18 protein-coding genes are annotated in these 26025 nt (G+C 49.1%); 11 read left to right on the forward strand and 7 right to left on the reverse strand.

Features of this window, described 5'->3' with window-relative positions; all coding sequences use genetic code 11:
- Window positions 1-266 precede the first annotated feature (266 nt).
- From V8Z93_RS08480 to V8Z93_RS08505, 6 genes are all read right to left on the reverse strand, one after another.
- Window positions 267-827 carry an NADH peroxidase gene (locus tag V8Z93_RS08480; protein ID WP_089542486.1) on the reverse strand — a complete coding sequence of 187 codons (561 nt, stop codon included), beginning with the start codon at window positions 825-827 and terminating at the stop codon, window positions 267-269.
- A gap of 35 nt (window positions 828-862) precedes the next feature.
- Window positions 863-1285: a Fur family transcriptional regulator gene (locus V8Z93_RS08485; RefSeq protein WP_217763554.1), complete on the reverse strand. Its 423-nt coding sequence runs from the start codon at window positions 1283-1285 to the stop codon at window positions 863-865.
- 132 nt (window positions 1286-1417) lie between these two features.
- A complete protein-coding gene (locus V8Z93_RS08490; protein ID WP_439431257.1) occupies window positions 1418-5311 on the reverse strand; it encodes a TIM-barrel domain-containing protein in 3894 nt (1297 codons plus the stop codon).
- Window positions 5312-5461: 150 nt separating this feature from the next.
- On the reverse strand, window positions 5462-6544 hold the full coding sequence (locus V8Z93_RS08495; protein ID WP_203050253.1) for a phosphotransferase enzyme family protein: 1083 nt from the start codon (window positions 6542-6544) through the stop codon (window positions 5462-5464).
- A 34-nt stretch (window positions 6545-6578) separates the two neighbouring features.
- Window positions 6579-7178: a LolA-like putative outer membrane lipoprotein chaperone gene (locus tag V8Z93_RS08500; RefSeq protein ID WP_439431258.1), complete on the reverse strand. Its 600-nt coding sequence runs from the start codon at window positions 7176-7178 to the stop codon at window positions 6579-6581.
- Between the two features lie 157 nt (window positions 7179-7335).
- On the reverse strand, window positions 7336-9954 hold the full coding sequence (locus tag V8Z93_RS08505) for a DNA translocase FtsK 4TM domain-containing protein (protein ID WP_439431259.1): 2619 nt from the start codon (window positions 9952-9954) through the stop codon (window positions 7336-7338).
- Window positions 9955-10067: 113 nt separating this feature from the next.
- Here V8Z93_RS08505 and V8Z93_RS08510 point away from each other — a divergent pair, with 113 nt between their 5' ends.
- The 11 genes from V8Z93_RS08510 (at window position 10068) to V8Z93_RS08560 (ending at window position 24871) form a co-directional block, all read left to right on the forward strand.
- Window positions 10068-10679 (forward strand): 3'-5' exonuclease, encoded by a 612-nt coding sequence (locus V8Z93_RS08510; protein WP_203038760.1) that lies wholly within the window; start codon window positions 10068-10070, stop codon window positions 10677-10679.
- A gap of 15 nt (window positions 10680-10694) precedes the next feature.
- On the forward strand, window positions 10695-11876 hold the full coding sequence (locus V8Z93_RS08515; protein WP_439431260.1) for a class I SAM-dependent rRNA methyltransferase: 1182 nt from the start codon (window positions 10695-10697) through the stop codon (window positions 11874-11876).
- 6 nt (window positions 11877-11882) lie between these two features.
- Window positions 11883-12809 carry an ABC transporter substrate-binding protein gene (locus tag V8Z93_RS08520; RefSeq protein WP_439431261.1) on the forward strand — a complete coding sequence of 309 codons (927 nt, stop codon included), beginning with the start codon at window positions 11883-11885 and terminating at the stop codon, window positions 12807-12809.
- A gap of 28 nt (window positions 12810-12837) precedes the next feature.
- Window positions 12838-15450 (forward strand): hypothetical protein, encoded by a 2613-nt coding sequence (locus tag V8Z93_RS08525; protein ID WP_203038766.1) that lies wholly within the window; start codon window positions 12838-12840, stop codon window positions 15448-15450.
- Window positions 15451-15481: 31 nt separating this feature from the next.
- Window positions 15482-17035: a replicative DNA helicase gene (gene dnaB / locus V8Z93_RS08530; protein ID WP_439431262.1), complete on the forward strand. Its 1554-nt coding sequence runs from the start codon at window positions 15482-15484 to the stop codon at window positions 17033-17035.
- A 443-nt stretch (window positions 17036-17478) separates the two neighbouring features.
- Window positions 17479-18981, forward strand: a complete 1503-nt coding sequence (locus V8Z93_RS08535; RefSeq protein WP_439431263.1) for a 2-isopropylmalate synthase — start codon at window positions 17479-17481, stop codon at window positions 18979-18981.
- Between the two features lie 37 nt (window positions 18982-19018).
- A complete protein-coding gene (gene leuC / locus V8Z93_RS08540; RefSeq protein WP_439431264.1) occupies window positions 19019-20413 on the forward strand; it encodes a 3-isopropylmalate dehydratase large subunit in 1395 nt (464 codons plus the stop codon).
- Between the two features lie 33 nt (window positions 20414-20446).
- On the forward strand, window positions 20447-21037 hold the full coding sequence (gene leuD, locus V8Z93_RS08545) for a 3-isopropylmalate dehydratase small subunit (RefSeq protein WP_006846819.1): 591 nt from the start codon (window positions 20447-20449) through the stop codon (window positions 21035-21037).
- Between the two features lie 10 nt (window positions 21038-21047).
- Complete coding sequence (locus tag V8Z93_RS08550) at window positions 21048-22646, forward strand: alpha-isopropylmalate synthase regulatory domain-containing protein (protein WP_439431265.1); 1599 nt, start codon at window positions 21048-21050, stop codon at window positions 22644-22646.
- Window positions 22647-22793: 147 nt separating this feature from the next.
- Window positions 22794-23855 carry a 3-isopropylmalate dehydrogenase gene (leuB, locus tag V8Z93_RS08555; RefSeq protein WP_006846817.1) on the forward strand — a complete coding sequence of 354 codons (1062 nt, stop codon included), beginning with the start codon at window positions 22794-22796 and terminating at the stop codon, window positions 23853-23855.
- 344 nt (window positions 23856-24199) lie between these two features.
- A complete protein-coding gene (locus V8Z93_RS08560; protein WP_439432842.1) occupies window positions 24200-24871 on the forward strand; it encodes a hypothetical protein in 672 nt (223 codons plus the stop codon).
- A 2-nt stretch (window positions 24872-24873) separates the two neighbouring features.
- Here V8Z93_RS08560 and V8Z93_RS08565 read toward each other — a convergent pair whose 3' ends face one another.
- The gene (locus V8Z93_RS08565; RefSeq protein ID WP_439431266.1) at window positions 24874-26013 is read right to left on the reverse strand and encodes a DegT/DnrJ/EryC1/StrS family aminotransferase; all 1140 of its coding nucleotides are present in this window, start codon (window positions 26011-26013) and stop codon (window positions 24874-24876) included.
- Window positions 26014-26025 lie beyond the last annotated feature (12 nt).

Genomic DNA, 26025 nt, shown 5'->3' on the forward strand with positions numbered 1-26025 from the left:
AATATCGTCCATACGATGCAGTTGATGATATGCTTAAAGCGTTTCAGAGCGTTTTGTTTTTTATATTCTTGACTAGTATATATTCCATGGCTGAGACCTTCCCGTCTGCCATGTTTCCCTAAACGACTGAAAGGGCCTGCGCAAGGAGGGTATGTGAATCCTCTCTGTACAGGTCCTTTTATCTTGGGTTGAATACTTTTACTTATGTAATCATATTTCAATCTATACCCAGTAATCCGATGCCTTTTTGGGGCAACCCTGGCGGATTACTTAAAATAGCGCTTGTAGAGACCAGCGAAGCCTGCGCAGTGGCGAGCCTCGTCCTTGGCCATTTCGTGAACAGTGTCGTGGATAGCGTCAGATCCCTGCTCCTTAGCGAGCTTAGCGATGCGGAACTTGTCCTCGCAAGCACCCTTTTCTGCAGCGATGCGAGCCTCGAGGTTACTCTTGGTGTCACCCAAAACCTCACCCAGCAACTCTGCGAAGCGAGAAGCGTGGTCTGCCTCCTCGAAAGCATAGCGCTTGTAAGCCTCTGCAATCTCTGGGTAACCCTCGCGGTCTGCCTGGCGAGCCATAGCGAGATACATACCAACCTCACCGCACTCACCTGCGAAGTGATCCTTCAAACCCTTGATGACCTCCTCGTTAACGCCATCCTTGTAAGCCTGGCCGAGTACGTGAACAGTAGCGAATGTCAAGTCATCATCTACTGTATCTTCCATCTCCTTGAACTTGCTGGCTGGAGCCTTGCAGATAGGGCACTTCTCAGGTGCCTCAGTTCCCTCGTAAATATAACCACAAACGGTGCAAATAAATTTCTTCTTCATAATGTTAATGTATTTATAATGTTATTGTATATGAGTTAATTCAACTTTTTGGCACATTTGGCGCAGATACCCTTGTAGTAAAGCTGCTCCTCCTGTATGATATTACCTTCCACGGTTTTCTCGCCTTCCAGTTTTGGCGCTTGTTCACCGAAGAGGTCGATAATCTTACCGCATTTCTTGCAGTAGAAGTGTACGTGGCTTTCAACGTTACCATCGTAACAAACGCGATGTTCGTCGATGGTAATCATCTGTGCTGCCTGGTTCTCGCTCAACATGCGGAGCGTGTTATAAACTGTAGTGCGACTCAGGGTTGGCACCTTATTAGACAGTGCTTGGTACACGTCATCTATCGTTGGATGGATGGGATGGTGGATAAGGTAATCCATAATGGCCAGCCTTTGCATTGAAGGGCGGATGCCTCTCTCCATCAATCTAGTGTATGCTTCTGATTTCTTCATGCTCTTAACTCTAAGTTTTGTTTTACGTTTGCAAAGGTACGAACTTTTTTTGTAACCACCAAATAATTCTGTAAAAAATCCAATATTATTTTGGATAATTTACAGAATTAAATAGTATTTTACCAAAAATGGCTATTTTTCACTCTTTACACGCAGGAATTTATCTACCATCATCAGCTGATTTAGCTTGAATGCTGGCTTGCAAGCCTTCTTTGCCTTCAACTTGATGGTGAAGAGATCGTGGGTTCCCTCAACGGCAGGCTGTTCGCCCATGTTCACGAAGGTAGGGTAGAGCACCTTGCTGCCATCTGAGTGCAGACGGTCTTTGGTGATGTTCTCCATCTTGCCCATGTCTTTCACATCTACGCCGATGAACTCATATTCGCTAGCACTGTATGGCAGAGCGAAACTCAAGGCATTGAGTGATACGAGATTCTTGCCCTTCACGGTGAGGGTGATGGTTTCGCCTGCCTTGTACATCTTCTTGTCGGCTATGATGCTGATGTTGCCCGATACCGCTGGCACCTGCTTGCTGCTTACGCCGCTCTTCAGCTGGGTAGCTACCACGGAGATGTCGTAGGCATCGATGAGGCCGTTGCCATTAACGTCGCCCTTGCTTACATAGCCCTCGAAGTCCTTGTCGCCCTTGCGCAATCCGCAGTAGTTGAGATAAGAGGTGAAGTCATTCTCGTCGATTCTGCCGTCGTGGTTGATATCGCCAGCCTTCTCCATCTTGCTGCCTGGCATCTTGAATACGTACATCTCGGTTCCCGAACCTTGTCCGCCCTTGGCTTCCTCTACGGTCATCTTGATATACTGTGCCTCTGGGTTGCCCTTGAACTGGTATTCCTTCACGGCATCCTCGTTCTTCCAGTCGAAGCTTCCTGTTTCTGTCCAGTTGATGCCATCGTTACTGATGGCGAACTTACCCTTCTGAATCTGTCCGTTGGTTTCACGTTCTGAAGCTGGTACATAGTGAATCTTGTCGAGTTTGGCAATGCCGTTGAGGTTCAGGGTTACATCGAATGGCAATACACCTTTCTTATAATAGTTGGTGTGCCAGAAGTTCTTCTCGTTGAAGTCGAACATCTTCGATACGTCCAGTCCTCCCCAGTCCTCTACTGAGTTGGTGGCTGTGATGTCGTGGATGGCCTCGTCCAGAGGATCCTTGATGGTATGTGCCTGCAGGGTAGTCCAGTCTGATACGCCATCCTTGTTCACTGCTCTCACCTGAACTTCGTAGTCGGTCTCCGGCTTCAGGTTCTCTACGGTGAACTCGGTGCCGCGGATGGTAGAGTGAATCATGCCATCCACCTTCATCTCGTAGTAGTCGGCGTTGGCCTGTGCATCCCATGTTGCAGTGAGGGTGAATGCCTTGTTGGCGTTCTTGTTTTCCTTCATGCTTGCCTGAGGAGCAGCTAAAGCACCGGTAGAGTGGAGCATCACATCGGCATCGTCCATCTGATAGCCGTCCATGCGGATCTCTACATCGTTGGCGGTGATGTCGGTCTTTGCCAGACGTACATATACCATCGGGTTCTTGCGGATATCTTTTTTCTCGAACTCGCTGCCCTTGGTGGCAAAGCGGTTCAGCTGAGGAGCCTCGTTGTAGAACCATGAATTCTCGGTGTTGTTGAGTTCATCAAGCGAATTCACCTGGGTCAGCTTCACGCTCTTTCCGCCCATCTTCGCCGTCAGCTTCTTAGGCATCTGACTCAGGTTGATGCGCAGCTCTGTAGCCTGATTCTTCTCCTGTCCCTGGAAGCTGCCCACGGTCTTGTCGATATGGACGGTGAGACGGTTCTTCTGCAGGGAAGAGTGGATGTGGGTAGAGGCATGTTCGCCCAGGCGATAGAGCTCGGTCTTGCCGTCATCATCATAGAGGGCGTAATCAGATTCGCCGTATGGATAGAGTTCGAAGATGCGCTGGGTATTGTCTATCTGCGATACATTGTTGTTAGGATTTACCATCGGAATGATGGCGCCTCGCTTTACGAAGACAGGCAGTTTCCAGAAAGGAGCATCATACTCGTTGATGATTCTTCCACCTTTATATATATGTCCGCTGAAGTAATCTACCCATTCGCCTTCTGGCAGGTAGATGCCGTTGCGGATATCGTTGCCCTCCTTATCCATCTTGGTCTCCTTGTAGATAGGAGCTACGAGGAAGGAGGGACCGCACATAAACTGATACTGTGTAGCCTTGCCCAGGGTATAAGGGTTGGCGTCGTCGAGGAACATCGCTCTTACCAGCGGTTTGCCGGTCACGGCCTCGTGGGCAGCGGTGTAGATGTAAGGCATCAGCTCCGACTTGAGTTTCAGATACCAGCGGTTCACGGAAGTTGCCGGTTCGCCCAGGATATGCGGATACTTGGCATTTCTGCCCCAGCCATCCATGTTCAATCCCATTGCGGTGAAGGCCTTCCATTCAAACTCGCGCATGTTCACTATCGGATTCTTTCCGCCGAAGATACCATCGTTATCGGATGTGATGTTGGAGATTCCCGAAAGTCCGGCACCGATGAAGGTAGGGATGTGGAAGCGGATGTACTCCCAGTCGCCACCGGTCTGGTCGCCCGACCAGATGGATGCATAGCGCTGTGTGCCGGCCCAGCCATCAAGCGAGATGATGAACGGACGGGCATTCTCGCCATAGTAAGGCATAATCTGAGCCACGTCAGATACACCATTCAGTCCGAACGAATAGCCGTCGCCTACCCAGGCCACATCGGTCTTGAGTACTCTTACGCCTGCATGTCCCACCTCCTTCACGATGTCACGCTGCAGAAGCGCCTCGATGCCCTGCTTTGGGTGCAGGTCAGACTGTGTCCAGAGTCCGATTTCCACACCGTGCTTGCGGGCGTAATCTCCGAATAACTTCAGGTTCTGTATGTTGCCGTCCAGGGTGCTGTCCTGGCCATATCCGGCTCCATATCCGTCGTTAGGCAGGAACCAGCCCAATGGCATGTCGTGCTTGATGTATCGGTCGATGGCCGCACGAGCCGAGAATTGGTAGTTGTTCTTCTCGCCGTTCAGTGATTCCTTGATGCCGGTCTTGTCGCTGGCACTTTCCTTATAGGCTTTGCCATCTTCAAAAACCATGGCGTTGGCATTGTCGGTTTCCTTCCAGTAGTCGCGGTTGTAGGCATTGAGATGACCTTCGTAGAAGCCGAACTTAGGCAGCAATACAGGGTTGCCGGTGAGCTGGTAATAGCCATCGAGCAAATCTGTAGGCTTTTCGCCCACCATGAAGAAAACGTCTAAGTTCTTGGATTCGTGAGAGAGTTCTACCTTTCCGTTGTGGGTAGAACCGAAGTCGTAGAGACCTGGCTTAAAGGTGTACCACATGAAGCCGTAGCCGGCGGTAGACCAATAGAATGGGGCAGGGGAAGCCACTCCTCCATCTACCCAGTTGTTGGTGTTGACGATTTCGATTTTCTCACCCTTGTGAGAGAATCTTCCGTTCTGTACGCCACCACCGAAGAAATACTCATCCGGCTGTTCGCGCAGGCTGATGGTTACCTTTTCAGGTGTAAACTGTGCCTGTGCGATCTGCTCAGCCACGGTCTTTCCGTTTTCCAGGTTGATGATCTTGAAGAGCTGGGTAGCCTTGTCGAAGATGACCTGTGCCTTTCCGGTAGAAACGATGATGGAGTTGTCCTTTTCCTCCACATTCAGCTTGTTTACTGAAGTGCGTGGATTATCCACCAGGATGCTTGCCTCAGGCTTAGCTTCGGGCGCTCTCATCACGCCATCGTTACGATCTTCGAAGATACGGAAAACACTTTCGCCATAGAAGTCTACGGCGACACGTTGCTGGTTGGCGAAGACAATCTCCACCAGCGTAGGATTGATTCTGAGAATCTGAACATCTCCAGCCTTCACGGTCTGTGAAGCCTTCTGGGCATCGCGAGCTGAAGGAAGCAGGGGAGATGATGCTGTGTTGGTTGCGTTGGCAACCATAGGCAAGGTTACCGCCATTGCCATCAGGTTGCCAACAGATAATTTCTTGTAAATATTACTCATTGTTTCTTTTAGGTTATGGAGTTAAGGTGTTAAGAAGTTAAGGAGTTAAGACAATAGTCTTTTGAACGTAGTTTTTAGCAAGAAAACATACGTCTTAACTCCTTTAACTTCTTAACTCCTTTAACTCCTTTAACTTCTTAACTTCTTTAATTACAGTTTTTCGATGAACGTCTTCATCTCTGCCTCGTGTTCCTTCGCCTTCAGGAAGAGATGCCACTGGTTCTGGGCTCTTACCAGGTTGTGTTCTGGATACTTGCACTTCCAGTAATGGTCGCCGTTGAGGTAATCCCAGAGGAAGCGTACTGCCTGCATGTATGGGAAGAGTTCGGCAGCATGAGGAAGCAGGGAAATTTCCAAAGGAGAAAGGAAGGCTGAGGCTGATTCTACATAACCGCGGGTGAACGACTCGAAGATGTCCATGCGGAAATCTATCTTCTCGAACTCTGGTGAATCCTCGGCGATGGTATTGGCTGCCGTGCGAAGGAAATCGCCGTAGTCGCTCACGAAGAGGGATGGCATCACGGTGTCGAGGTCGATGACGCACAATACGCGTCCTTCCTCATCAAACATCATATTGTTCACCTTGGTATCGCAGTGGCAAACGTGCTTCTGCAACTTGCCCTCGCGGAAGAGGCGCTGGCAGAGACACATCTCGTCCATATACTTCTCGATGTCGGCAATGAAGTCCTTCACGCCTTCTGCTCGTCCGGCACGGTCTTCCTTGATTGCCTGGCGCAGCTGGTCGCGGCGCAGTTCCATGTTGTGGAAATCAGGGATGGTTTCGCCGAGGCGGTCGGTGATATCTGTGAGCTGAGCCTCGAATTCACCGAAGGTCTTGCCTGCATAGTAGGAACTCTCTGGGTTCACTGCCTCCTGGGTGATGGCACGAGGGATGAATACAGAGACGCGCCAGTACTGCTGGTCTGCATCTTTCACATAGGTCTTGCCATTGGTTGCCTTGACGAAGGTAAGCACCTTGCGGTCGATGTCGTCAGCGCCCTTGGCTTCTAGCTGCTGGCGGATGTGGGTAGTAACCTCCTCAATGTTGCGCTGCAGCAGGTCTACATCGGTGAAGATGGAGTCGTTGATGCGCTGCAGAACATAGTCTGGGGCGTCGGCTTCTGTTGTTGTCACCTTGTAGGTGTCGTTGATGAGTCCGTTACCGAGAGGTTTTACCTCTTTTACAGTTCCAATGATGTCGAACTGTTTTAGAATAGCTGTAAGATCTTTCATTTTAGTTTGGTTTTAAATATTTATAAAGCTTTTTCTATCTTAAATCAATGACATCTGCGCCTGGGAATTCCTTGCTGTTGAAGGTGAAGGCACTGTTAGAGATGTTCTTTGCCTTGAAGCCCGAGATGTTGATGGTGCTCCAGGTAGAACCCTGTCTCATCTTGATCTGCGAAGGCACGTGGGTGCTCTTGTTGATGGTGATATACATCTCAGCCACGCTGCGCTTCTGGTTGTTGGCTACGAGATGCACCTGATAGTTGCTTCCCACAGTCTTGAGGGTGCTTTTATATCCTGTCTTGTAGATGTGGATGAAGGTATAGGGATTCATCGACATCTGCTGTGCCTGGGTAGGATTGCTCACGTTCACCTCGTTGGTTTTCTTCATGTACGACCACTGGGTCTTGCCGTTGAACCATACGATGGCTTGTGGGGTGCGGGCATTGAACTTGTTGCCCTTGATGGTGATGGAGCCGCTAGCCGAACCAAATTTCGGACTTGACATCTTGAAGTTGGCGGTGGCTCCTTTTTTGTTGCCGATAACGGCAGCTGTCTTGTCGAGCACCTGCTGGGCGGTTTGCGCCATGGTGCCGAGGCTCATCATCGCTGCGAAAGCGATGGCTAAAATCTTTTTCATATCCTTACTGTTTATTTTGTTCATTACTACATATAAAGCCGCAGAAGCGCTGCTTTTTAAAAATGTTAGACGCTTCTGTGGCTTCAAGGTTTAAATGCTTTTGCCCTTTCTGGGCGTTTGGAGCGAATATTATCTTTTGCCCTTTCAGGGCGTTTACTTACGAGTTTCTCAGCTGCATCAGCAAGGTGTTGAGTTGGTTTTCATCCTGTAGGAGCACCTCTCTTGGCTTGCTGCCCTGTGCGGCTCCCACGATGCCTGCTGCTTCAAGCTGGTCCATCAGTCTGCCGGCACGGTTGTAGCCGATGCTGAATCTTCGCTGAATCATACTGGTGCTGCCCTGCTGCGAGAGAACGATGGCATGGGCTGCCTCCTCGAAGTATGGGTCCAGGTTGCGGGCATCCACGCTGCCGTTGCCTCCTATGCCGCCATCCTCGCTGGCTGGTTCAGGCAACTCCATCGGTTCGATAGGACCAGGCTGATTGCAGATGTATTCGTTGATGCGCTCAATCTCCGGTGTATCTACGAAGGCACACTGTACACGCACTGGCTCGTTGCCGTTCAGGTAGAGCATGTCACCACGACCTATCAACTGGTTGGCACCGGTTCTGTCAAGGATGGTCTTGGAGTCGATGGCAGATGTCACCTTGAAGGCGATACGTCCAGGGAAGTTGGCCTTGATGTTACCGGTGATGATGCTGGTGGTAGGACGCTGGGTAGCGATGATCATGTGGATACCCACGGCACGTGCCAGCTGGGCGATACGGGCGATAGGAAGCTCTACCTCCTTGCCGGCTGTCATAATCAAATCGCCAAACTCATCGATAATCACCACGATGTATGGCATAAATTCGTGACCGTCAGTAAGTTTCAGACGATGGTTCACGTATTTCTGATTATACTCCTTGATGTTTCTGGCTCCCGCCTTCTTCAGCAAGTCGTAACGGCTATCCATCAGCACGCAGAGACTGTTCAGTGTTCTCACCACCTTGGTAACATCGGTGATGATAGGCTCCTCCTCATCTGGAACGGCAGCCATAAACTTATTGGTGATGCGTGAATATACGCTGAACTCCACCTTCTTAGGGTCTATGAGCACCAGCTTCAACTCGTTAGGATGCTTCTTGTAGAGCAGGGAAGTGATGATGGCATTCAGACCAACAGACTTACCCTGACCGGTGGCACCGGCAACGAGCAGGTGAGGAATCTTGGCCAAATCCACCATGAACACCTCGTTGGTGATGGTCTTACCCAATGCGATAGGCAGTTCCATCTTGGTTTCCTGGAACTTCTTCGAGTTCAGGATGCTCTCCATGCTCACGATGTTCGCCTTGGCGTTAGGTACCTCGATACCGATGGTTCCCTTGCCTGGGATAGGGGCGATGATACGGATACCCAGTGCTGCGAGGCTCAGGGCGATATCATCCTCCAGGTTCTTGATCTTCGAGATGCGCACGCCCTCGGCAGGCTGAATCTCATAGAGGGTGATGGTAGGTCCCACCGTAGCACGGATAGTCTTGATCTGCACGCCGAAGTTGTTGAGCACTTCGATGATGCGGTTCTTGTTTGCCTTCTGCTCTTCCTCGTCGATGGAAACCTCCTGGTCGTCATACTTCTTCAGCAGGTTGAGGGTAGGATACTTGTATTTGGTGAAAGGCTCCTTCGGGTTGATAGGCGTATTGAGCACCTCGGCGTTGCTCACCGTGTTGCTGGTAGCCTTCTCTTCGCCCAATGCCACGGAGATGTCCATGCCCACATGTTCCGAAGCGGCAGCGGCAGCTTCCATCTCCATTCTTTCTCGTTCCGCTTTCTCGGCACGCTGCTTTCTTTTCATCTCCAGGAAGCTAGGTGTAGCGCTTGGAGTGGTGGTGGTGGCTATAGGCTCTGTAGAGTTGACAGCGGCATTGGCTACGCTGCCTTCCGTTTCATTTTCTTCCTTGTTGGCATCGAGGTCCACTACCTGCGGCTTCTTCTCTTCGCTATTCTGCTGCGCAGGAGTTTCCTGTTTTGCCTCTTCCTTCTCAGGCTCTTCCTTCTCTGGAGTCTGCTCTTCCTCCATATCCCTTCCTCTTTCAGCGTTCTGGTAAGCCAGGTCTATGTCTTCCGTGTTCGAATCTCCATGGTTGGTGATTTCGAACTTCACCTTATTAGATATATATCCGATAGGGTTGAGTGCCTTTCTCACGATGGTGATGGTCTCTGTGGTGAGATAGGTGAGGAAGGCTACTGCCACGAAGAGGAGGATGGCGGTGAGTCCGGGAGGACCTACAACGTTCTCCAGGTTCTGCACCACATAGAGTCCGTGCTTGCCGCCCGGGTTGAAGATAAGGCTGCCCATCAGCGGGGTGAGGAACTTGGCGAAGGTGATGCTCGACCATATCATGATAATCATCATGCTGAGGAACCATTTCCACAGGTTGATGTTATATACATGCATCAGCTGGAATCCTGCCATCACCACGAAACATGGAAGCAGGAAGGCCGGGAATCCGAAGTTCACTGCCATGAGCCAGTAGGAGATGATGGCACCCAGCGAACCGCAGTAGTTCTGAAACTGTTTTTCGGTGTTGGTCCATTCGCCCGGTCTCAGGTTTTCTAGCAGACTTTGGTCAGCTGCACCCGTATTGATGAATGAAACCATAGCGATGATCAGAACCACAGCCATCACCACCAGGGCGAGTCCGAGGAAGAAATCGGTGATGGTATTGTTGAAAATATATTGTAAACCAATGGCTTCGCTAAATGATTTAGCTCTGCCTGAAGTCTTTTTTCTTGCCATTTTTATCTTGTTTTAAAATATTTCTCTGCAAAATTAGTAAAAAAGTGCGAGAAACAATCCTTTTTCTCGGCTTTTTTTTTTAATTTTGCAACTTGTAATGAATAAAATGTAAAATGAAGATTATTTTCACGAGTTTTGACAAGAAAACAGTCAACAGTTTGCCAAGGGTTCTTTTCCCAGGTAAGGTGATTGTGATAGATAAGGCTGAGGATACAGATGCCGCAGTGGATTACCTCTTGCAACAAGACGTTTTGGGAGTGGATACGGAGACGCGACCTAGCTTCTCCAAGGGTCATCACTACCAGGTGTCGCTGCTGCAGGTGAGTAGTCGTACCCGCTGTTATCTCTTCCGTCTGCATCACACGGGCATGACGCCTGCCATCATCCGTTTCCTGGAAGACACGAAGGTGCCGAAGGTTGGCCTTTCCTGGCATGATGACCTCCTGCAGTTGCATCGCCGCTGCGAGTTCAAGGCAGGTTATTTTGTGGAGTTGCAGGATGTGGCAAAGGATTTCGGCATCAAGGATATGAGTTTGCAGAAACTCTATGCCAACCTGTTTCATCAGAAAATCAGCAAGGCGCAGCGCCTGAGCAATTGGGAGGCCAACGAACTCCGCGATTCCCAGTGCCTGTATGCTGCCACAGATGCCTGGTGCTGCATCAACCTATATGAGGAATTCAATCGCCTCACCCAGACTGGCGATTACGAGATTGACGAATTATAACCCCTATATATAATAATGTATAAGAACGTATATTTAAAGAAAGGTAAGGAAGAATCTCTCAAGAGATTCCACCCATGGATTTTCTCCGGTGCTATCCAGCGCATGGACAATGATATAGAAGAGGGTGAGATTGTTAGAGTGTTTACCCACGCTGGCGATTTCATTGCGGTAGGTCATTATCAGATTGGATCTATCGCCGTGCGTGTGCTCTCATTCAGCGATGTTGCCATCGATGATGAGTTCTGGCGCGCCCGCCTGGAGTCGGCTTACAGAATGCGCCTGGCAGTGGATATCGCAGGCAATCCGGATAACAACACCTATCGACTGGTGCATGGCGAGGGAGATAACCTGCCCGGACTGGTTATCGACTGCTATGGTCCTACTGCCGTGATGCAGGCTCACAGTGTGGGCATGCACGTTTGCCGCATGGAGATTGCCAAGGCCTTGAAAGAGGTGATGGGCGATGAGCTGCAGAATATCTATTATAAGAGTGAGACCACCTTGCCTTATAAGGCCGACCTGCGCCAGGAGAATGGCTTTATCCTGGGTGGTGATGCCGATGATGTGGCTGTGGAGAATGGATTGAAGTTCCATATCGACTGGCTGCGTGGTCAGAAGACCGGTTTCTTCATCGATCAGCGTGAGAACCGTTCTCTGCTTGAGCAATATGCCAAGGGCAAGAGTGTACTCAACATGTTCTGCTATACCGGCGGCTTCTCTGTCTATGCCATGCGTGGCAACGCCAAGGCTGTTCACTCGGTGGATAGCAGTGCCAAGGCCGTGGAACTGACCAATGAGAACATCGCCTTGAATTTCCCTGGCGATGCACGCCATGAGGCTTTCTGCGAGGATGCCTTCAAGTATCTTGATGAGCACGATCAGCAGTATGATCTCATCATCCTCGATCCTCCTGCCTTTGCCAAGCATCGTGCTGCCTTGCGCAATGCCCTGAAGGGCTATACCCGTCTTAATGTCAAGGGATTGCAGCGCATCAAGAAGGGTGGAATCCTCTTCACCTTCAGCTGTTCGCAGGTGGTTACCAAGGATAACTTCCGCAACGCTGTGTTTACCGCAGCTGCCCAGGCTGGCAGAAAGGTGCGCATTCTGCACCAGCTGCATCAGCCAGCCGACCATCCTATCAATATCTATCACCCTGAGGGTGAGTATTTGAAGGGACTCGTTCTCTACGTAGAATAATTTGTTATGAAGAAATTATCATTGATGATATGCTTGGTTTCTGTACTCTTGTTCGGAATGTCGGGTTGTGGACATTCCGAACAGGAGCGTCATCGGCTGAGCAAGCAGGAGAAAGCCCGCCTCGACAGCATCGACAGGGCTTCCCTGAAGATTGGTGTGATGCCTACGCTCGATTGCCTTCCGGTATATCTGGCGTACGAAGACAGCATCTTCCTGAAGCAGGGAGTAACGGTGCATCTGTATCGTTATAATGCCCAGATGGACTGCGATACCGCCATCGTCCGTGGCAGGGTAGAGGGAACGGTGACCGACCTGGTTCGTGCTGCCCGCATCGAGAAGAAGGGAGTGCCGCTCTTCTATCCCGTATCAACCAATCTCTATTGGCAGTTAATTTCCAATAGAAAGGCACGTGTGTCGGAACTCAAGCAGTTGTCCGACAAGATGATAGCCATCACCCGCCATTCTGCCACCGATTATCTCGCCGACCTCGCCATCGACAGTGCGAAGCCGAAGTACGAGGTGTATCGCGTGCAGATCAACGATTTGAACATTCGCCTGAGCATGCTTCTCAACAACGAGATGGATGCCATGCTCCTGCCTGAGCCTTATGCTGCCAGGGCACGAATGGCTCAGAATGTGGTGCTGATGGACAGCCGCAACAAGAACATCAACCTGGGTGCCATAGCCTTTCGCTCCAAGTTGAAGTCCAACCGTCGCCGTAAAGACCAGATAAACAGATTCTTGACTGCATACGACATTGCTGTGGATAGTATTAACAAGAATGGCGTTCGAAAGTACGCTACCCTGTTGAAGAAGTATTATAACCTAGATGCCCATACCATCAAAAGTCTGCCTCAGCTCAAATACAGTCATGCCATGGAGCCGCTTCAGCGCGACTTGCAGCTGGCTAGGAAAAGAGCAGAGAAAGAGTAATTTTTAAACAATTAATTTTAGCTAAACGATGAAAGTAAAAAGAAATGTAGAGCAGGCTTTAGCCGAGGCACGTTCGGAGTTGTCCCATGGCGACTATCTCACTTTATGTGCCTCCCTTACCTTTCTTAATCGGGAAATTCCTGAAGCTTCGGTTTCAGGTGGCGATATTTTTTATATGCTTGGATGGTTAACCCAGGTAAGCGAAGGAATGGGGATTGATTACACGAAGCATGAGGCTGGCAAAGCTGTTTTTCATGCAGAAGGTAAGAAACATGATTTTTGTATCACGGGTATGGATATCAAGACTCCAGAAGGCAGAGCGGCAGAGTTGTGTAGGATTCAGAGAGAATTGAATGAATATCTGTGTGATTTTGAGGTTGCTTTCCGTTGTTCCAAGCCGGGTGTCTTTCAGAATTTGAAGGAAAAGGGTGAGCAGATGGAAAAGGAAGATTTCCTGAGCACCCTTGAATCTAAGCTTTCTGATATGGCGATGTTATATATCGATACCAACCAGACCGACGAGAAACTCAAACAGCGTCAGACTGAGTTGCAGGAAGAGCTTAATGAAATTCGTCACGTTATCTTTGCTGCAATTGTAACCTCGGGTAACTGGAGTTGGGAAACATGGTGCCTCTATCGTGATCTCATTCTTTCGCCAACCGTTGATGCCGTCACTTCCCAGTTGCTGGTTAGTGCCGTCACCTTGGCATGTACCACGGTATTCAGCTTCCAAAAGTTTGATTTGCTGAAAACTGTTTTCGAAGAGGCTAAGGATGAAGAGCTGAAGCAGCGTGCTTTGATAGGCTTACTCTTGGCTTCAACCCGCATGCCAAAGGGAGTTTGCGAAAAGGAGTACCGTGAAGAGTTGGAAATAGAATATCCAAAGCTGATTCTTGAGATTCAGAAGCAGCTTGCCATGACCCTTAAGAGTGAAATGTTGTCTCAGGAATATTCAGATAGTTTCAGAGATCGTATTTCCAATAGAATGATAGGTGCCTTGAAGCACAGCATTGCTAAGCATGCTGATGATGATTTGAAGGATTTGCTGGCTGATGATGGCATCGGCAACGAGGATGATGATGAGGCAGATAATGTCCGTATGTCGGATGACGGCAAGAGAATTGATATAGAGATGGCTGAGGATGTCGATGCCCAGGAAATGATGGAAAAGGGCATGGATATTCTCTTGGGTCAGTTTAACAAGCTGTCTGACCATCCGTTCTTTGAAGAGATTTCCAATTGGTTCTTGCCATTCGATGAGAATCAGCCGATTCTTGCTGAGGCTGCTGCCATTGACACAAAGAACGATACCGACAGAATGTTCACTACCACTGCCAATCGTTCGTGTGCTGCCGATGCGTATGCGCTTGCCGTGTTGATGTTGAATCATCCTGATGATATTCCTGAAGTTCCAGAGATGGCTAAGCATGATGACGATGAGTTTGAGGATGACGAAGAACTGGAAGATGAAGAGACGTTTGAGGGTGATTCTGAAGATGGCGATGAGCAGGATGATGAGGCTGAAGATGATTCTGATGATGAGACTCCAGATGATCCTGAAACCGAAATTTGCATGATTCGCACCAGATACCTGCGCAATCTGCTTCGTTTCTACAGATTCTGCTTCACTCGTGACGAATTCTTCAATGTGTTTGAGGACGACAAAGATGAAGTTCCGGGTTACGCCGTGCTTGCTTCGCCTGTGTTCCAGTATCCTTTCTTTGATAGTTATCGTCTCGCTGCTGCCCGTTATGCCACCCGTCTCGAGGTGCCAAGTATGGTTGGGGCTTTGCTGAACGATATGGAAGCCAACGACCTGGAAACCCATTACATGAAAGGATGGTCCTTGATGAAGAAGAAAGGCGAAAAGAATTTGATGATGGCTGTGATTCATTTCAAGAAGATGTTGGAAATCCAGCCTGGCATGAAGAAAGCCTATTCCATGTTGGCCGATTGCTATCATGATTTGAATATGCTTGAGCCTTATCTCGAGGTCTATGATGAGCTGCTCAAGAAGGGCGATTCCTTATCTGATGATTTCAAGAAATTACTTAAAATACAGAAGATGAACATGCTCTTCAAGGCGAAGCATTATGAGGATGCCATCGGGCTTGGTTACGATCTGGAATATCATTATCCAGACCTGGAATTGGTTTCTGCCATGCTCTCTTATTGTCTGCTGAAAAGAAAAGGTGAAAATGCCGAAGAGTCTTTCCAGAAAGCCAAGGAGCGCATTGGAGCCTATTTCGCTGACGAGATGGATATTGCGAATATGATGGAGGGGACTGGTCCTAACCAGAATTTGGAGCAGATATTTGCCTCTACCATGGGTCTTTTCCTGAAAATGATGCAGAAAGACAAGGAAGCTGAATTCATCAATAGCTATTCCTACTGTCTGGTTTATATGGTAGAGGGCAATCCAGAAATGGCTCTCGACAAGATGCTCAGAATCCTTACTACATGTAAGAGATCGACTGGAAAACTGGATGAGATGTTGAGAAATGACCGCGAGTGGCTTGAAGAGCATGGAGTATCCTGGGAAGATGCGCTGCTCCTGTATAACTATGCAGTGCATGATTTCGAGAACATGATTCATGGCATAAGCGAAATATTTGATGACAAGAAGAAAAAAGAAAGATAATTTATCTTGAAAATATAGAATCGAGGTTGATATGCCGACAGATAACAATAGTAATAGAAGTAATAATAGAACGAATAAAACTCAGATAGATACCAACTACGCCCACCTGCAGCCGCAGGCGGTGGAGTTGGAGAAGGTGGTGCTGGGTTCGCTCCTTATTGATGCCGATGCCTTTTCGGTGGTGTCAGAAGTGCTGAAACCTGCCACTTTCTATGATCCGCGACACCAGAAAATATACGAAGCCATCCAGACCATGAACATGGAGGAGCGACCTGTGGATATCATGACCATCATCGATGAGCTCACCAAGATGGGCGAAATACAGAAGGTGGGAGGGGCGGCTTACTTGATGGAGATTTCGTCTCAAGTGGCTTCGGCTGCCCACGTAGAGTATCATGCCCGAATCCTGGCGCAGAAGTATCTGCAGCGACAGCTTATTCATTATGCCGGCGATATAGAGACTCAGGCGTACGACGAGAGCGTGGATGTTGACGAACTGATGCAGCATGCCGAGGGCGAACTCTTCCAGCTTTCGCAGGGCAACATGAAGCAGGATTATACCCAGATTGACCCCGTCATCAAGGATGCCGTGGATATCCTGCAGCGTGCCGCTCAGAACAAGGGTGGACTCACCGGTATTCCTACCGGATACCAGCAGATGGATGAGATGACTTCCGGATGGCAGCCTTCCGACCTGGTTATCATCGCCGGACGTCCTGCCATGGGTAAGACTTCCTTTGCGCTGAGCATCGCCAAGAATGTGGCGGTAGACTATGGGGTGCCTATCGGCTTCTTCTCTCTTGAGATGAACAACGTTCAGCTGGTCAACCGTCTTATCTCGAATGTCTGTGAGATTTCGGGTAAGAAGATCCTGAACGGACAGCTCGACCCTACAGAGTGGGAGCGTCTTGACAAGAAAATACGTGCCCTCACGGGTGCGCCTATCTATGTGGATGATACCCCTGGACTCTCGGTGTTTGAATTGAGAACCAAGGCTCGCCGACTGGTGCGCGAGAAGGGTGTGAAGATTCTGATGATCGACTACCTGCAGCTGATGAATGCCAACGGCATGAAATTTGGTAGCCGCCAGGAGGAGGTTTCCACCATTTCCCGTTCGCTCAAAGGTCTTGCCAAGGAGTTGAACATCCCGGTGCTCGCCCTCTCGCAGTTGTCACGTAACGTGGAGAACCGCGAGGGTCTCGAAGGAAAGCGACCACAGTTGAGCGACCTCCGTGAATCCGGAGCCATCGAGCAGGATGCCGATATGGTGCTCTTCGTTCACCGTCCGGAGTATTATCACATCTATCAGGATGAAAAGGGTAACGACCTCCATGGCATGGCGCAGATCATCATTGCCAAGCACCGTAAGGGTGCCACGGGCGATGTGCTTCTCAACTTCCGTGGCGAGTTCACCCGATTCCAGGATCCTACCGATTCCTATACTCCGGTGCAGGAGGGTGGAGAAATCATGGGCTCCAAGATGAATGGTGGTGCTGCCGGTGCACCCTCTGGCAGCGGTTCCGCAGCAGACGGTTCCTTGCCTCCTCTTCCGCCACCTGCACCTAACGGACCGTTACCTTTCTAGCAGAAAAGGGAATAAACTGACACGAAAACCCCTCATTCAGGGAATAATCTCATATAAAAACGGCTCATTTCTTTGGAAAATGAGTCGTTTTTTGCATTTTTATGGTAATTTGATAGATTTTCTATTAAAAAAGTGATAAATTGTTTGCGTATATCAGATAAATGTATTACCTTTGCAAGCGAATTAAGTATAACATAAAAATATAAAAGATATGAGAGCATTAGCGTTGAATATTACAGGCATCATGATTATTCGACTTCGACTGCAGCATGTAGGCGGAAGTGATAAGGTGTGCGTATAGTTCAATGCTGGGGATATATCAAGCCTTTCTACACTTCCGTATCTGGGAGTGAGAAAGGCTTTTTCTCTTATATATATCACATATATATCACGGCTCTTATATATATATAATAAGGTGAATAATAAAAATATTGATTAGAGATATGAGTGACAGATTATTTATTTTCGACACAACCCTTCGCGATGGCGAGCAGGTTCCAGGATGTCAGTTGAACACGGTTGAGAAGATTCAGGTGGCTAAGGCGCTGGAGCAGTTGGGCGTTGATGTCATTGAGGCGGGCTTCCCTATTTCAAGCCCGGGCGACTTCAATTCGGTGGTGGAGATTTCCAAGGCAGTTACATGGCCTACCATCTGTGCGTTGACTCGTGCAGTGGAGAAGGATATTGATTGCGCTGCCGAGGCGTTGAAGTATGCCAAGCACAAGAGAATCCATACTGGCATCGGTACCAGCGATAGCCATATCAAATATAAGTTCAACTCTACCCGCGAGGAAATCATCGAGCGTGCCGTGGCTGCCGTCAAGTATGCCAAGAAGTACGTAGAGGATGTGGAGTTCTACGCTGAGGATGCAGGTCGTACAGACAATGAGTATCTGGCTCGCGTGGTTGAGGCTGTCATCAAGGCGGGTGCCACGGTGGTCAACATTCCTGATACCACTGGCTATTGCCTGCCGGATGAATATGGTGCCAAGATCAAGTATCTGATGGATCATGTGGATGGCATCGAGAATGCACGCATATCTACCCACTGCCACAACGACCTCGGTATGGCTACGGCAAATACCCTGCAGGGTGTATTGAATGGTGCACGCCAGGTTGAGGTAACCATGAATGGTATCGGCGAGCGTGCTGGTAATACTTCGCTTGAAGAAATCGCTATGATCTTGAAGTGCCACAAGCACCTCAACATTGATACCAACATCAATACCACCAAGATTGTTCCTATGTCTCGCATGGTGAGCAGTCTGATGAACATGCCTGTGCAGCCTAACAAGGCTATCGTGGGCCGCAATGCCTTCGCCCATTCTTCCGGTATCCACCAGGATGGCGTGCTGAAGAACGTTCAGACTTACGAAATCATCGACCCTAAGGATGTGGGCTTGGATGATAACGCCATCGTATTGACAGCCCGTTCGGGTCGTGCGGCATTGAAGTATCGTCTCCACGTCAATGGTGTGAACATCGAGGACGAGGAGAAGCTCGACAAGATCTACAAGAAGTTCCTCCAGTTGGCTGATAAGAAGAAGGAAGTTACCGATGAGGATGTACTCATGCTCGCAGGTGCTGATTCTGCCGATAAGCATGGTGTTCAGCTCGACTGGTTGCAGGTTACCACCGGCAAGGGCGTGAAGAGCGTAGCCAGCATAGGCTTGAACATTGCTGGTCAGAAGTTCGAGGCTGCATCATCTGGCAATGGTCCTGTGGACGCTGCCATCCGTGCCCTCAAGAAGGTCATCACCAAGGAGATGAACCTCAAGGAATTCACCATCCAGGCCATCGACAAGGGTTCTGACGATGTGGGTAAGGTTCACATGCAGGTGGAGTACGATGGCCATGTATATTATGGCTTTGGTGCAGATACCGACATCGTGACAGCTTCCGTAGAGGCTTACATCGACTGTATCAACAAGTTCAAGGTAAGATAAAGTATAATTCAGATAAATATATAATAAACAGGATATTATGAATACATTATTCGACAAGATTTGGGACAAGCACGTTGTCCAGATTGTAGAAGACGGCCCTACACAGCTTTACATCGACCGTCTCTACTGTCACGAAGTAACATCACCTCAGGCATTCGCTGGTATGCGAGCACGCGGACTCAAGATGTTCCGTCCAGACCAGATTTTCTGTATGCCTGACCACAATACTCCAACCCACGATCAGGATAAGCCAATCGAGGATCCTATCTCAAAGAAGCAGGTAGATACCTTGGCAAAGAACACCGCTGATTTCGGCGTAACTCACTTTGCCATGAACACCAAGGACAATGGTATCATCCACGTGGTAGGTCCTGAGAAGGGTCTTTCTCTTCCAGGTATGACCATCGTCTGCGGCGACTCTCATACTTCTACCCATGGTGCCATGGGTGCCGTTGCCTTCGGTATCGGTACTTCTGAGGTGGAGATGGTGATGGCTTCACAGTGTATTCTCCAGAGCAAGCCAAAGTCTATGCGCATCAGCGTCAACGGCAAGCTCGGCAAGGGCGTTACTGCCAAGGATGTGGCTCTTTATCTCATGAGCCAGCTCACTACATCCGGTGCTACCGGTTACTTCGTTGAGTACAGTGGCGATGTAGTGAAGGATATGTCAATGGAAGGTCGTCTTACCCTCTGCAACCTTTCTATCGAGATGGGTGCCCGTGGTGGATTCGTAGCTCCTGACGAAACCACATTCGAGTACATCAAGGGTCGTGAATATGCACCTAAGGGTGAAGAGTGGGACAAGGCTGTGGCTTACTGGAAGACCTTGAAGAGTGGCGATGATGCTGTCTTCGACAAGGAGTTGACTTTCGATGCCAAGGATATCGAACCACGTATCACTTACGGTACCAACCCTGGTATGGGTATCGGCATCACCGAAAGCATCCCAACGCTCGATGAGATTCCAGAGGAAGAGCAGGCTGGTTTCAAGAAGAGTCTCAACTACATGGGCTTCCAACCAGGCGAGAAACTGGAGGGTCATCCTATCGATTATGTATTCCTGGGCGCATGTACCAATGGTCGTATTGAAGACTTCCGTGCCTTCGCATCTCTCGTTAAAGGCAAGAAGAAGGCAGAGGGCGTAACTGCTTGGCTTGTACCTGGTTCTTGGTTGGTTGATAAACAAATACGTGAAGAGGGAATTGATAAGATTGTAGAGGCTGCCGGCTTCGAAATCCGTCAGCCAGGATGCTCTGCCTGCTTGGCAATGAACGATGATAAGATTCCTGCAGGCAAGTACTCTGTAAGTACATCCAACCGTAACTTCGAGGGTCGTCAGGGACCAGGTTCCCGCACCATCCTTGCCAGCCCATACGTAGCAGCAGCTGCCGCTATCACTGGTAAGATTACCGACCCAAGAGAGTTTATGTAATGTTAAGTGTTCAACGTAAAACGAAAAACTGAAATGAAACAGAAATTCAATGTAATTACATCAAGCTGCATTCCTCTTCCTTTGGAGAATGTAGATACAGACCAGATCATACCAGCCCGTTTCCTTAAGGCCATCGATAAAGAGGGTATGGGCGACAACCTCTTCCGCGACTGGCGCTATAATGCCGACGGAACACCAAAGCCAGACTTCGTGATGAACGACCCTTCTTACAGTGGCGTCATCCTCGTAGCAGGCAAGAACTTCGGTTCCGGTTCTTCCCGTGAGCACGCTGCCTGGGCCATCGCAGGTGCAGGTTTCCGTGTAGTCATCAGCTCTTTCTTCGCTGATATCCACAAGAACAACGAGTTGAACAACCTCGTATTGCCAGTAGTGGTAAGCGAGGAATTCCTGAAGGAGCTCTTCGAGAGCATCGACAAGGATCACAAGACAGAGGTGAAGGTAGATCTTCCTAACCAGACAGTGACCAATCTTGCTACCGGCAAGAGCGAGCACTTCGAAATCAATGGCTACAAGAAGCACTGTCTGGAGAATGGTTTGGACGATGTAGACTTCCTCGTTCAGAACCGCGACAAGGTAGAGGCTTGGGAAGCTAAGAACAAGTAATCAAGTAATTATGAACGTTAACGCAAAGAGAGATAATTCCCGCATCAAGGAGATTGAGATCATGGACTGCACGCTGCGTGACGGCGAGCAGACCAATGGTGTCAGTTTCCTTCCTCACGAGAAGTTGATGATAGCAAGAATGCTGCTGCACGATATCAATGTAGATCGCATTGAAGTGGCTTCAGCACGTGTGTCGGAAGGCGAAAAGGATGCTGTCGCTCGTATTTGCCGTTATGCCAAGACCATTGGTAAACTGGATTCCGTTGAGGTATTGGGATTCGTGGATAACAACAAGAGCGTGGATTGGATTGCCGAATGCGGTGGTCATGTCATCAACCTCTTGGCTAAGGGTAGCTATAAGCACTGCACCCAGCAGCTCAAGATGTCGCCTGAGGAGCATCTCGCTCATATCAAGCAGACCATCGATTATGCTTTGAGCAAGAATTTCACCGTAAATCTCTATCTGGAGGACTGGTCGAGCGGTATGCGCGACAGCCGTGACTATCTCTTCATGATGATGGACGAGCTGGTGAAACTGCCAATCAAGCGCTTCCTGCTGCCTGATACTCTGGGTATCCTGAACCCATTGCAGTGTGTGGAGTACATGCGACTGATGGTTCGCCGTTATCCGGATTCCCACTTCGATTTCCATGCCCATAACGACTACGATTTGGCGGTGAGCAATTCGCTGGCTGCCGTGTTGAGCGGTGCCAAGGGTCTTCACGTTACCGTGAATGGTTTGGGCGAGCGCTGCGGCAATGCGCCATTGGCGAGCGTACAGGTGATTCTGAAGGATATGTTCGGGGCAAAGACCAATATCAAGGAAGACCGCCTGAACGATATTTCCCGATTGGTTGAAGGATACAGCGGCATCGCCGTGGCTCCGAATACACCGGTGGTGGGCGATAACGTCTTCACCCAGGTGGCTGGCGTGCATGCCGATGGCGACAACAAGGACAAGCTTTATTGCAACGACCTGGTGCCTGAGCGTTTCGGCAGACATCGTGAGTATGCATTGGGCAAGAACTCCGGCAAGGCGAATATCGTACAGAACCTTAACGAGCTGGGCTTGGAGTTGACTCCTGAGCAGACCAAGGCAGTGACCAGGCGAATCACCGAACTCGGCGACCGCAAGGAACTGGTAACCCAGGACGACCTGCCATACATTGTCAGCGATGTGCTGAAGCATAGCACACCTGAGGATAAGGTAAAACTGGTCAGTTACATGGTGTCTACCTCCTATGGTTTGAAGCCTATCGCCAGCGTGAAGGTAGAAATAGAGGGTAAGGAGTATGAAGACCGTAGCTCTGGTGATGGTCAGTATGATGCCTTCGTCAAGGCACTTCGCAACATCTACAAGGTGAAGTTAGGCAAGACCTTCCCTAAGCTCGACAACTATCAGGTAACCATCCCACCCGGTGGCCGTACCGATGCCCTTGTCCAGACCGTCATTACCTGGCGTGAAGGCGACCGCATCTGGCGCACCCGCGGCTTGGATGCCGACCAGACGGAGGCAGCTATCAAGGCAACGCTCAAAATGCTTAATATGTATGAGGCAGATAAGAGCGATGAACAGCCAGCATCGCCTCGAAATCTTGATATGGAGTAGTGTGTCTCTATTCAGTAGCACGCCCTGAAAGGGCAGAAGCTCCTAGCCCAGGGTAACACCCTGGGTATAAGATAGCATTTAGCAATGCGCCCTGTAAGGGCAAAAGCTTTAATCAATCAAACAATAAACAATAAAAAATCAAATAAGATGAAATTAAACATTGCAGTTCTCGCCGGTGATGGTATCGGACCAGAGATTATGAAGCAGGGCGTAGCAGTAATGCAGGCCATTGCAGAGAAGTTCAACCACGAGTTTACTTACAACGAGGCAATCTGCGGTGCTCACGCTATCGACGAGGTAGGTGATCCATTCCCAGAGGAGACTTTCAAAACTTGTATGGATGCTGACGCAGTGCTCTTCGCTGCCGTTGGTGACCCACGTTTCGACAACAACCCTACAGCCAAGGTTCGTCCTGAGCAGGGTTTGCTCGCTATGCGTAAGAAGTTGGGCCTCTTCGCCAATGTCCGCCCAGTGGCTACATTCGATTGCCTGCTCCACAAGTCACCATTGAAGGATGAACTCTTGAAAGGTGCAGACTTCGTTGTCATCCGCGAGTTGACTGGTGGTATGTACTTCGGTGAGAAGTATCAGGATAACGACAAGGCATACGATACGGATATCTACACCCGTCCTGAGATTGAGCGCATCCTGAAGGTAGCTTTCGAGTTTGCCATGAAGCGCAACAAGCATCTCACAGTGGTAGATAAGGCAAACGTATTGGCATCTTCTCGTCTCTGGCGTCAGATTGCCAAGGAGATGGAGCCACAGTATCCTGAGGTTAACACCGACTATATGTTCATCGACAACGCTTCTATGCGCGTGTTGACTGAGCCTACCTTCTTCGATGTCATCGTTACAGAGAACACCTTCGGTGATATCCTCACCGATGAAACTTCTTGCATCACCGGCTCTATGGGCTTGCAGCCATCTAGCTCTCTCGGTGAGCACACCCCATTGTTCGAGCCTGTTCACGGTTCATGGCCACAGGCAGCTGGCAAGAACCTGGCTAACCCAGTGGCTCAGATTCTTTCTGCAGCCATGTTGCTCGAGCACTTCGGTTTGAACGAGGAGGGTGCCTTGATCCGCAAGGCAGTTGATGCTTCTCTCGATGCCAATGTCCGCACACCTGAGATTCAGGTTGAAGGTGGTGCACAGTATGGCACAACAGAGGTTGGCGCATGGATCGTTAACTGGATCAAGAATGCTTAATCTAGATTAATCTTTAGAAGTATTCTTACAAGATAGAATTTTGAATTGAATAGCCTTAAGGAAGATTTTGTTTTTCCTTAAGGCTATATATTTTTTCCCTTAAGGCTAATTATATTTATCCTTAAGGCTAATTATATTTTCCCTTAAGGCTAAATATATATTCCCTTAAGTTCAATATAGTATCGTGAAATCGTGGAAAATACGGAGGTTTTGCTTAAGTTTATTTTATTTTGAAATTCCTAAACAACTTTTATCTTTGCTTTTTTGGTTGATTGCTGAAGTATTTGTAAATTTGCAGCATGAAAAAGAAAAGTATCCTATTATATAGTTGTTTTCTGCTGTCGATGCCGTTGATGGCGCAGCAGAACCATGTGTCGGATTCTAAGGCGCAGAACAAGGCGCTGCGTGATTCTTTGGCGGCAGCTACGAATGTGCTGGCGTATCATCCCGACAGCATTGATTTGCGATTGAAGAAGGCGGCGTGGAACATCCAGCTGGAGCAGTGGGCGTATGCCAAGGACGATCTGGATAAGGTGTTGTTTCTGAACAATACCAATATTGCGGGTCTCTTTTATCGTGCTTTCGTCAATGAGAAGATGAAGCGTTACAATTTCGCCCGTTTGGATTATCAGAATCTCCTGGTATTGGTTCCAGGCAATTTCCAGGCACAGTTGGGCTTGGCATTGCTCAACGAGAAGGACAAGCATTATACGGAGGCGTATGATGGCATCAATAATCTGATAGAACAGTATCCTGACAGTGCCATGGCGTATGCGGCTCGTGGCGGAATAGAGAAGGAGAGGGGCATGCTGGAGTTGGCAGAGTATGATTATGCCAAGGCGATGTCGCTGGATGAGGATAATCAGGATTACCGCATCAACCACATCGACCTCTTGATAAGCCTTGGCAGGAAACAGGATGCCTACACCGAGCTGGAGGCTCTCATCAAGAAAGGTGTAGCCCCTGGTCAACTCCAGGATTTCTATCGCAGATTAAGGGATAAAAGAAGGAAATAGCTTTAGAACTTCCTGATGAGCTCGGCAATTCTCTCCACATCCTCTTCCGTCATGCATTGATTGCATGGCAAACTGAGTTCTTGCTGGTGAATCTTCTCTGTGATAGGCAGGTGCAGATGATTCCATTCCGCATAGCATTTCTGCTGATGAGGCGGAATAGGATAGTGAATCATCGTGCCGACGCCATTCTCCTTGAGATATTGCTGCAGCTCATCCCTTCTGGATGAAAGAATCGGGAAAATATGAACCACATTGCTTTCTTTTGGAGAATACAAATTGGATGGAATCATCTTGAGGCTTTGCATTCCTGTCGTCCTCTTGTCTTCTCCCAGATACTTCAGATATGATTGCGCCAAATCCTGTCTTCTTTCATTGGTTTCATCCAGATGTGCCAGTTTTACATCAAGCACGGCAGCCTGAATCTCATCCATTCTCGAATTCCTTCCCTGGTAATCAAAAACATATTTCCTGGCACTTCCGTAATTGCCCAATGCCCTGATTACTTCAGCCAAATCATCGTCATCCGTGGTTACGGCACCCGCATCACCCAATGCACCCAGATTCTTACCCGGATAAAAGCTGTGGGCGGCAGCAGCGCCCAGACTACCCGTTCGCTTGCCGTATTCACTATAGATGCAGCCATGCGCCTGCGCATTGTCTTCAAACAGCAGTAAATGATGCTTCTTGCAGATAGCTATCATGCTTGGCGTAACACTGCATTTGCCGTAAAGATGTACGGTGAGCAGGGCGCGGGTCTTCCCGGTGATATGGCTCTCTATGAGTGAATCATCCATCTGCAGCGTATCTGTCGTTGGTTCGATGAGGATGGGAGTGAGACCCACGCTCGTGATGGCGAGGATGGTTGCGATATACGTGTTGGCAGCTACCAGCACCTCGTCACCAGGCTGCATTCTGCCCAGAATCATCTCGCCCTGCAACATCAGTTTCAGGGCATCGAGTCCGTTGCCGCAACTGATGCAGTGGCGGGTTCCGATATACGCAGCATAATGCTCCTCGAAGTCGTGAATGCGTTTGCCCTGCAGGTACCAACCGCTGCTCACCACCTCGGAAATGGCATGCTGAATGTCCTGCTCATAAGGAGCATTCAGGTCTTTCAGACTTAAATATTTGATTTCTTTCATTTCTCTTCTTTT

This window comes from Segatella copri (assembly GCF_051861805.1).
Taxonomy (GTDB): Bacteria; Bacteroidota; Bacteroidia; order Bacteroidales; family Bacteroidaceae; genus Prevotella; species Prevotella copri_M.

Coding starts and splice junctions, on each gene's coding strand:
- V8Z93_RS08480 (WP_089542486.1), bottom strand. CDS start 827: ATGAAGAAGAAATTTATTTGCACCGTTTGTGGTTATATTTACGAGGGA.
- V8Z93_RS08485 (WP_217763554.1), bottom strand. CDS start 1,285: ATGAAGAAATCAGAAGCATACACTAGATTGATGGAGAGAGGCATCCGC.
- V8Z93_RS08490 (WP_439431257.1), bottom strand. CDS start 5,311: ATGAGTAATATTTACAAGAAATTATCTGTTGGCAACCTGATGGCAATG.
- V8Z93_RS08495 (WP_203050253.1), bottom strand. CDS start 6,544: ATGAAAGATCTTACAGCTATTCTAAAACAGTTCGACATCATTGGAACT.
- V8Z93_RS08500 (WP_439431258.1), bottom strand. CDS start 7,178: ATGAAAAAGATTTTAGCCATCGCTTTCGCAGCGATGATGAGCCTCGGC.
- V8Z93_RS08505 (WP_439431259.1), bottom strand. CDS start 9,954: ATGGCAAGAAAAAAGACTTCAGGCAGAGCTAAATCATTTAGCGAAGCC.
- V8Z93_RS08510 (WP_203038760.1), top strand. CDS start 10,068: ATGAAGATTATTTTCACGAGTTTTGACAAGAAAACAGTCAACAGTTTG.
- V8Z93_RS08515 (WP_439431260.1), top strand. CDS start 10,695: ATGTATAAGAACGTATATTTAAAGAAAGGTAAGGAAGAATCTCTCAAG.
- V8Z93_RS08520 (WP_439431261.1), top strand. CDS start 11,883: ATGAAGAAATTATCATTGATGATATGCTTGGTTTCTGTACTCTTGTTC.
- V8Z93_RS08525 (WP_203038766.1), top strand. CDS start 12,838: ATGAAAGTAAAAAGAAATGTAGAGCAGGCTTTAGCCGAGGCACGTTCG.
- dnaB (WP_439431262.1), top strand. CDS start 15,482: ATGCCGACAGATAACAATAGTAATAGAAGTAATAATAGAACGAATAAA.
- V8Z93_RS08535 (WP_439431263.1), top strand. CDS start 17,479: ATGAGTGACAGATTATTTATTTTCGACACAACCCTTCGCGATGGCGAG.
- leuC (WP_439431264.1), top strand. CDS start 19,019: ATGAATACATTATTCGACAAGATTTGGGACAAGCACGTTGTCCAGATT.
- leuD (WP_006846819.1), top strand. CDS start 20,447: ATGAAACAGAAATTCAATGTAATTACATCAAGCTGCATTCCTCTTCCT.
- V8Z93_RS08550 (WP_439431265.1), top strand. CDS start 21,048: ATGAACGTTAACGCAAAGAGAGATAATTCCCGCATCAAGGAGATTGAG.
- leuB (WP_006846817.1), top strand. CDS start 22,794: ATGAAATTAAACATTGCAGTTCTCGCCGGTGATGGTATCGGACCAGAG.
- V8Z93_RS08560 (WP_439432842.1), top strand. CDS start 24,200: ATGCCGTTGATGGCGCAGCAGAACCATGTGTCGGATTCTAAGGCGCAG.
- V8Z93_RS08565 (WP_439431266.1), bottom strand. CDS start 26,013: ATGAAAGAAATCAAATATTTAAGTCTGAAAGACCTGAATGCTCCTTAT.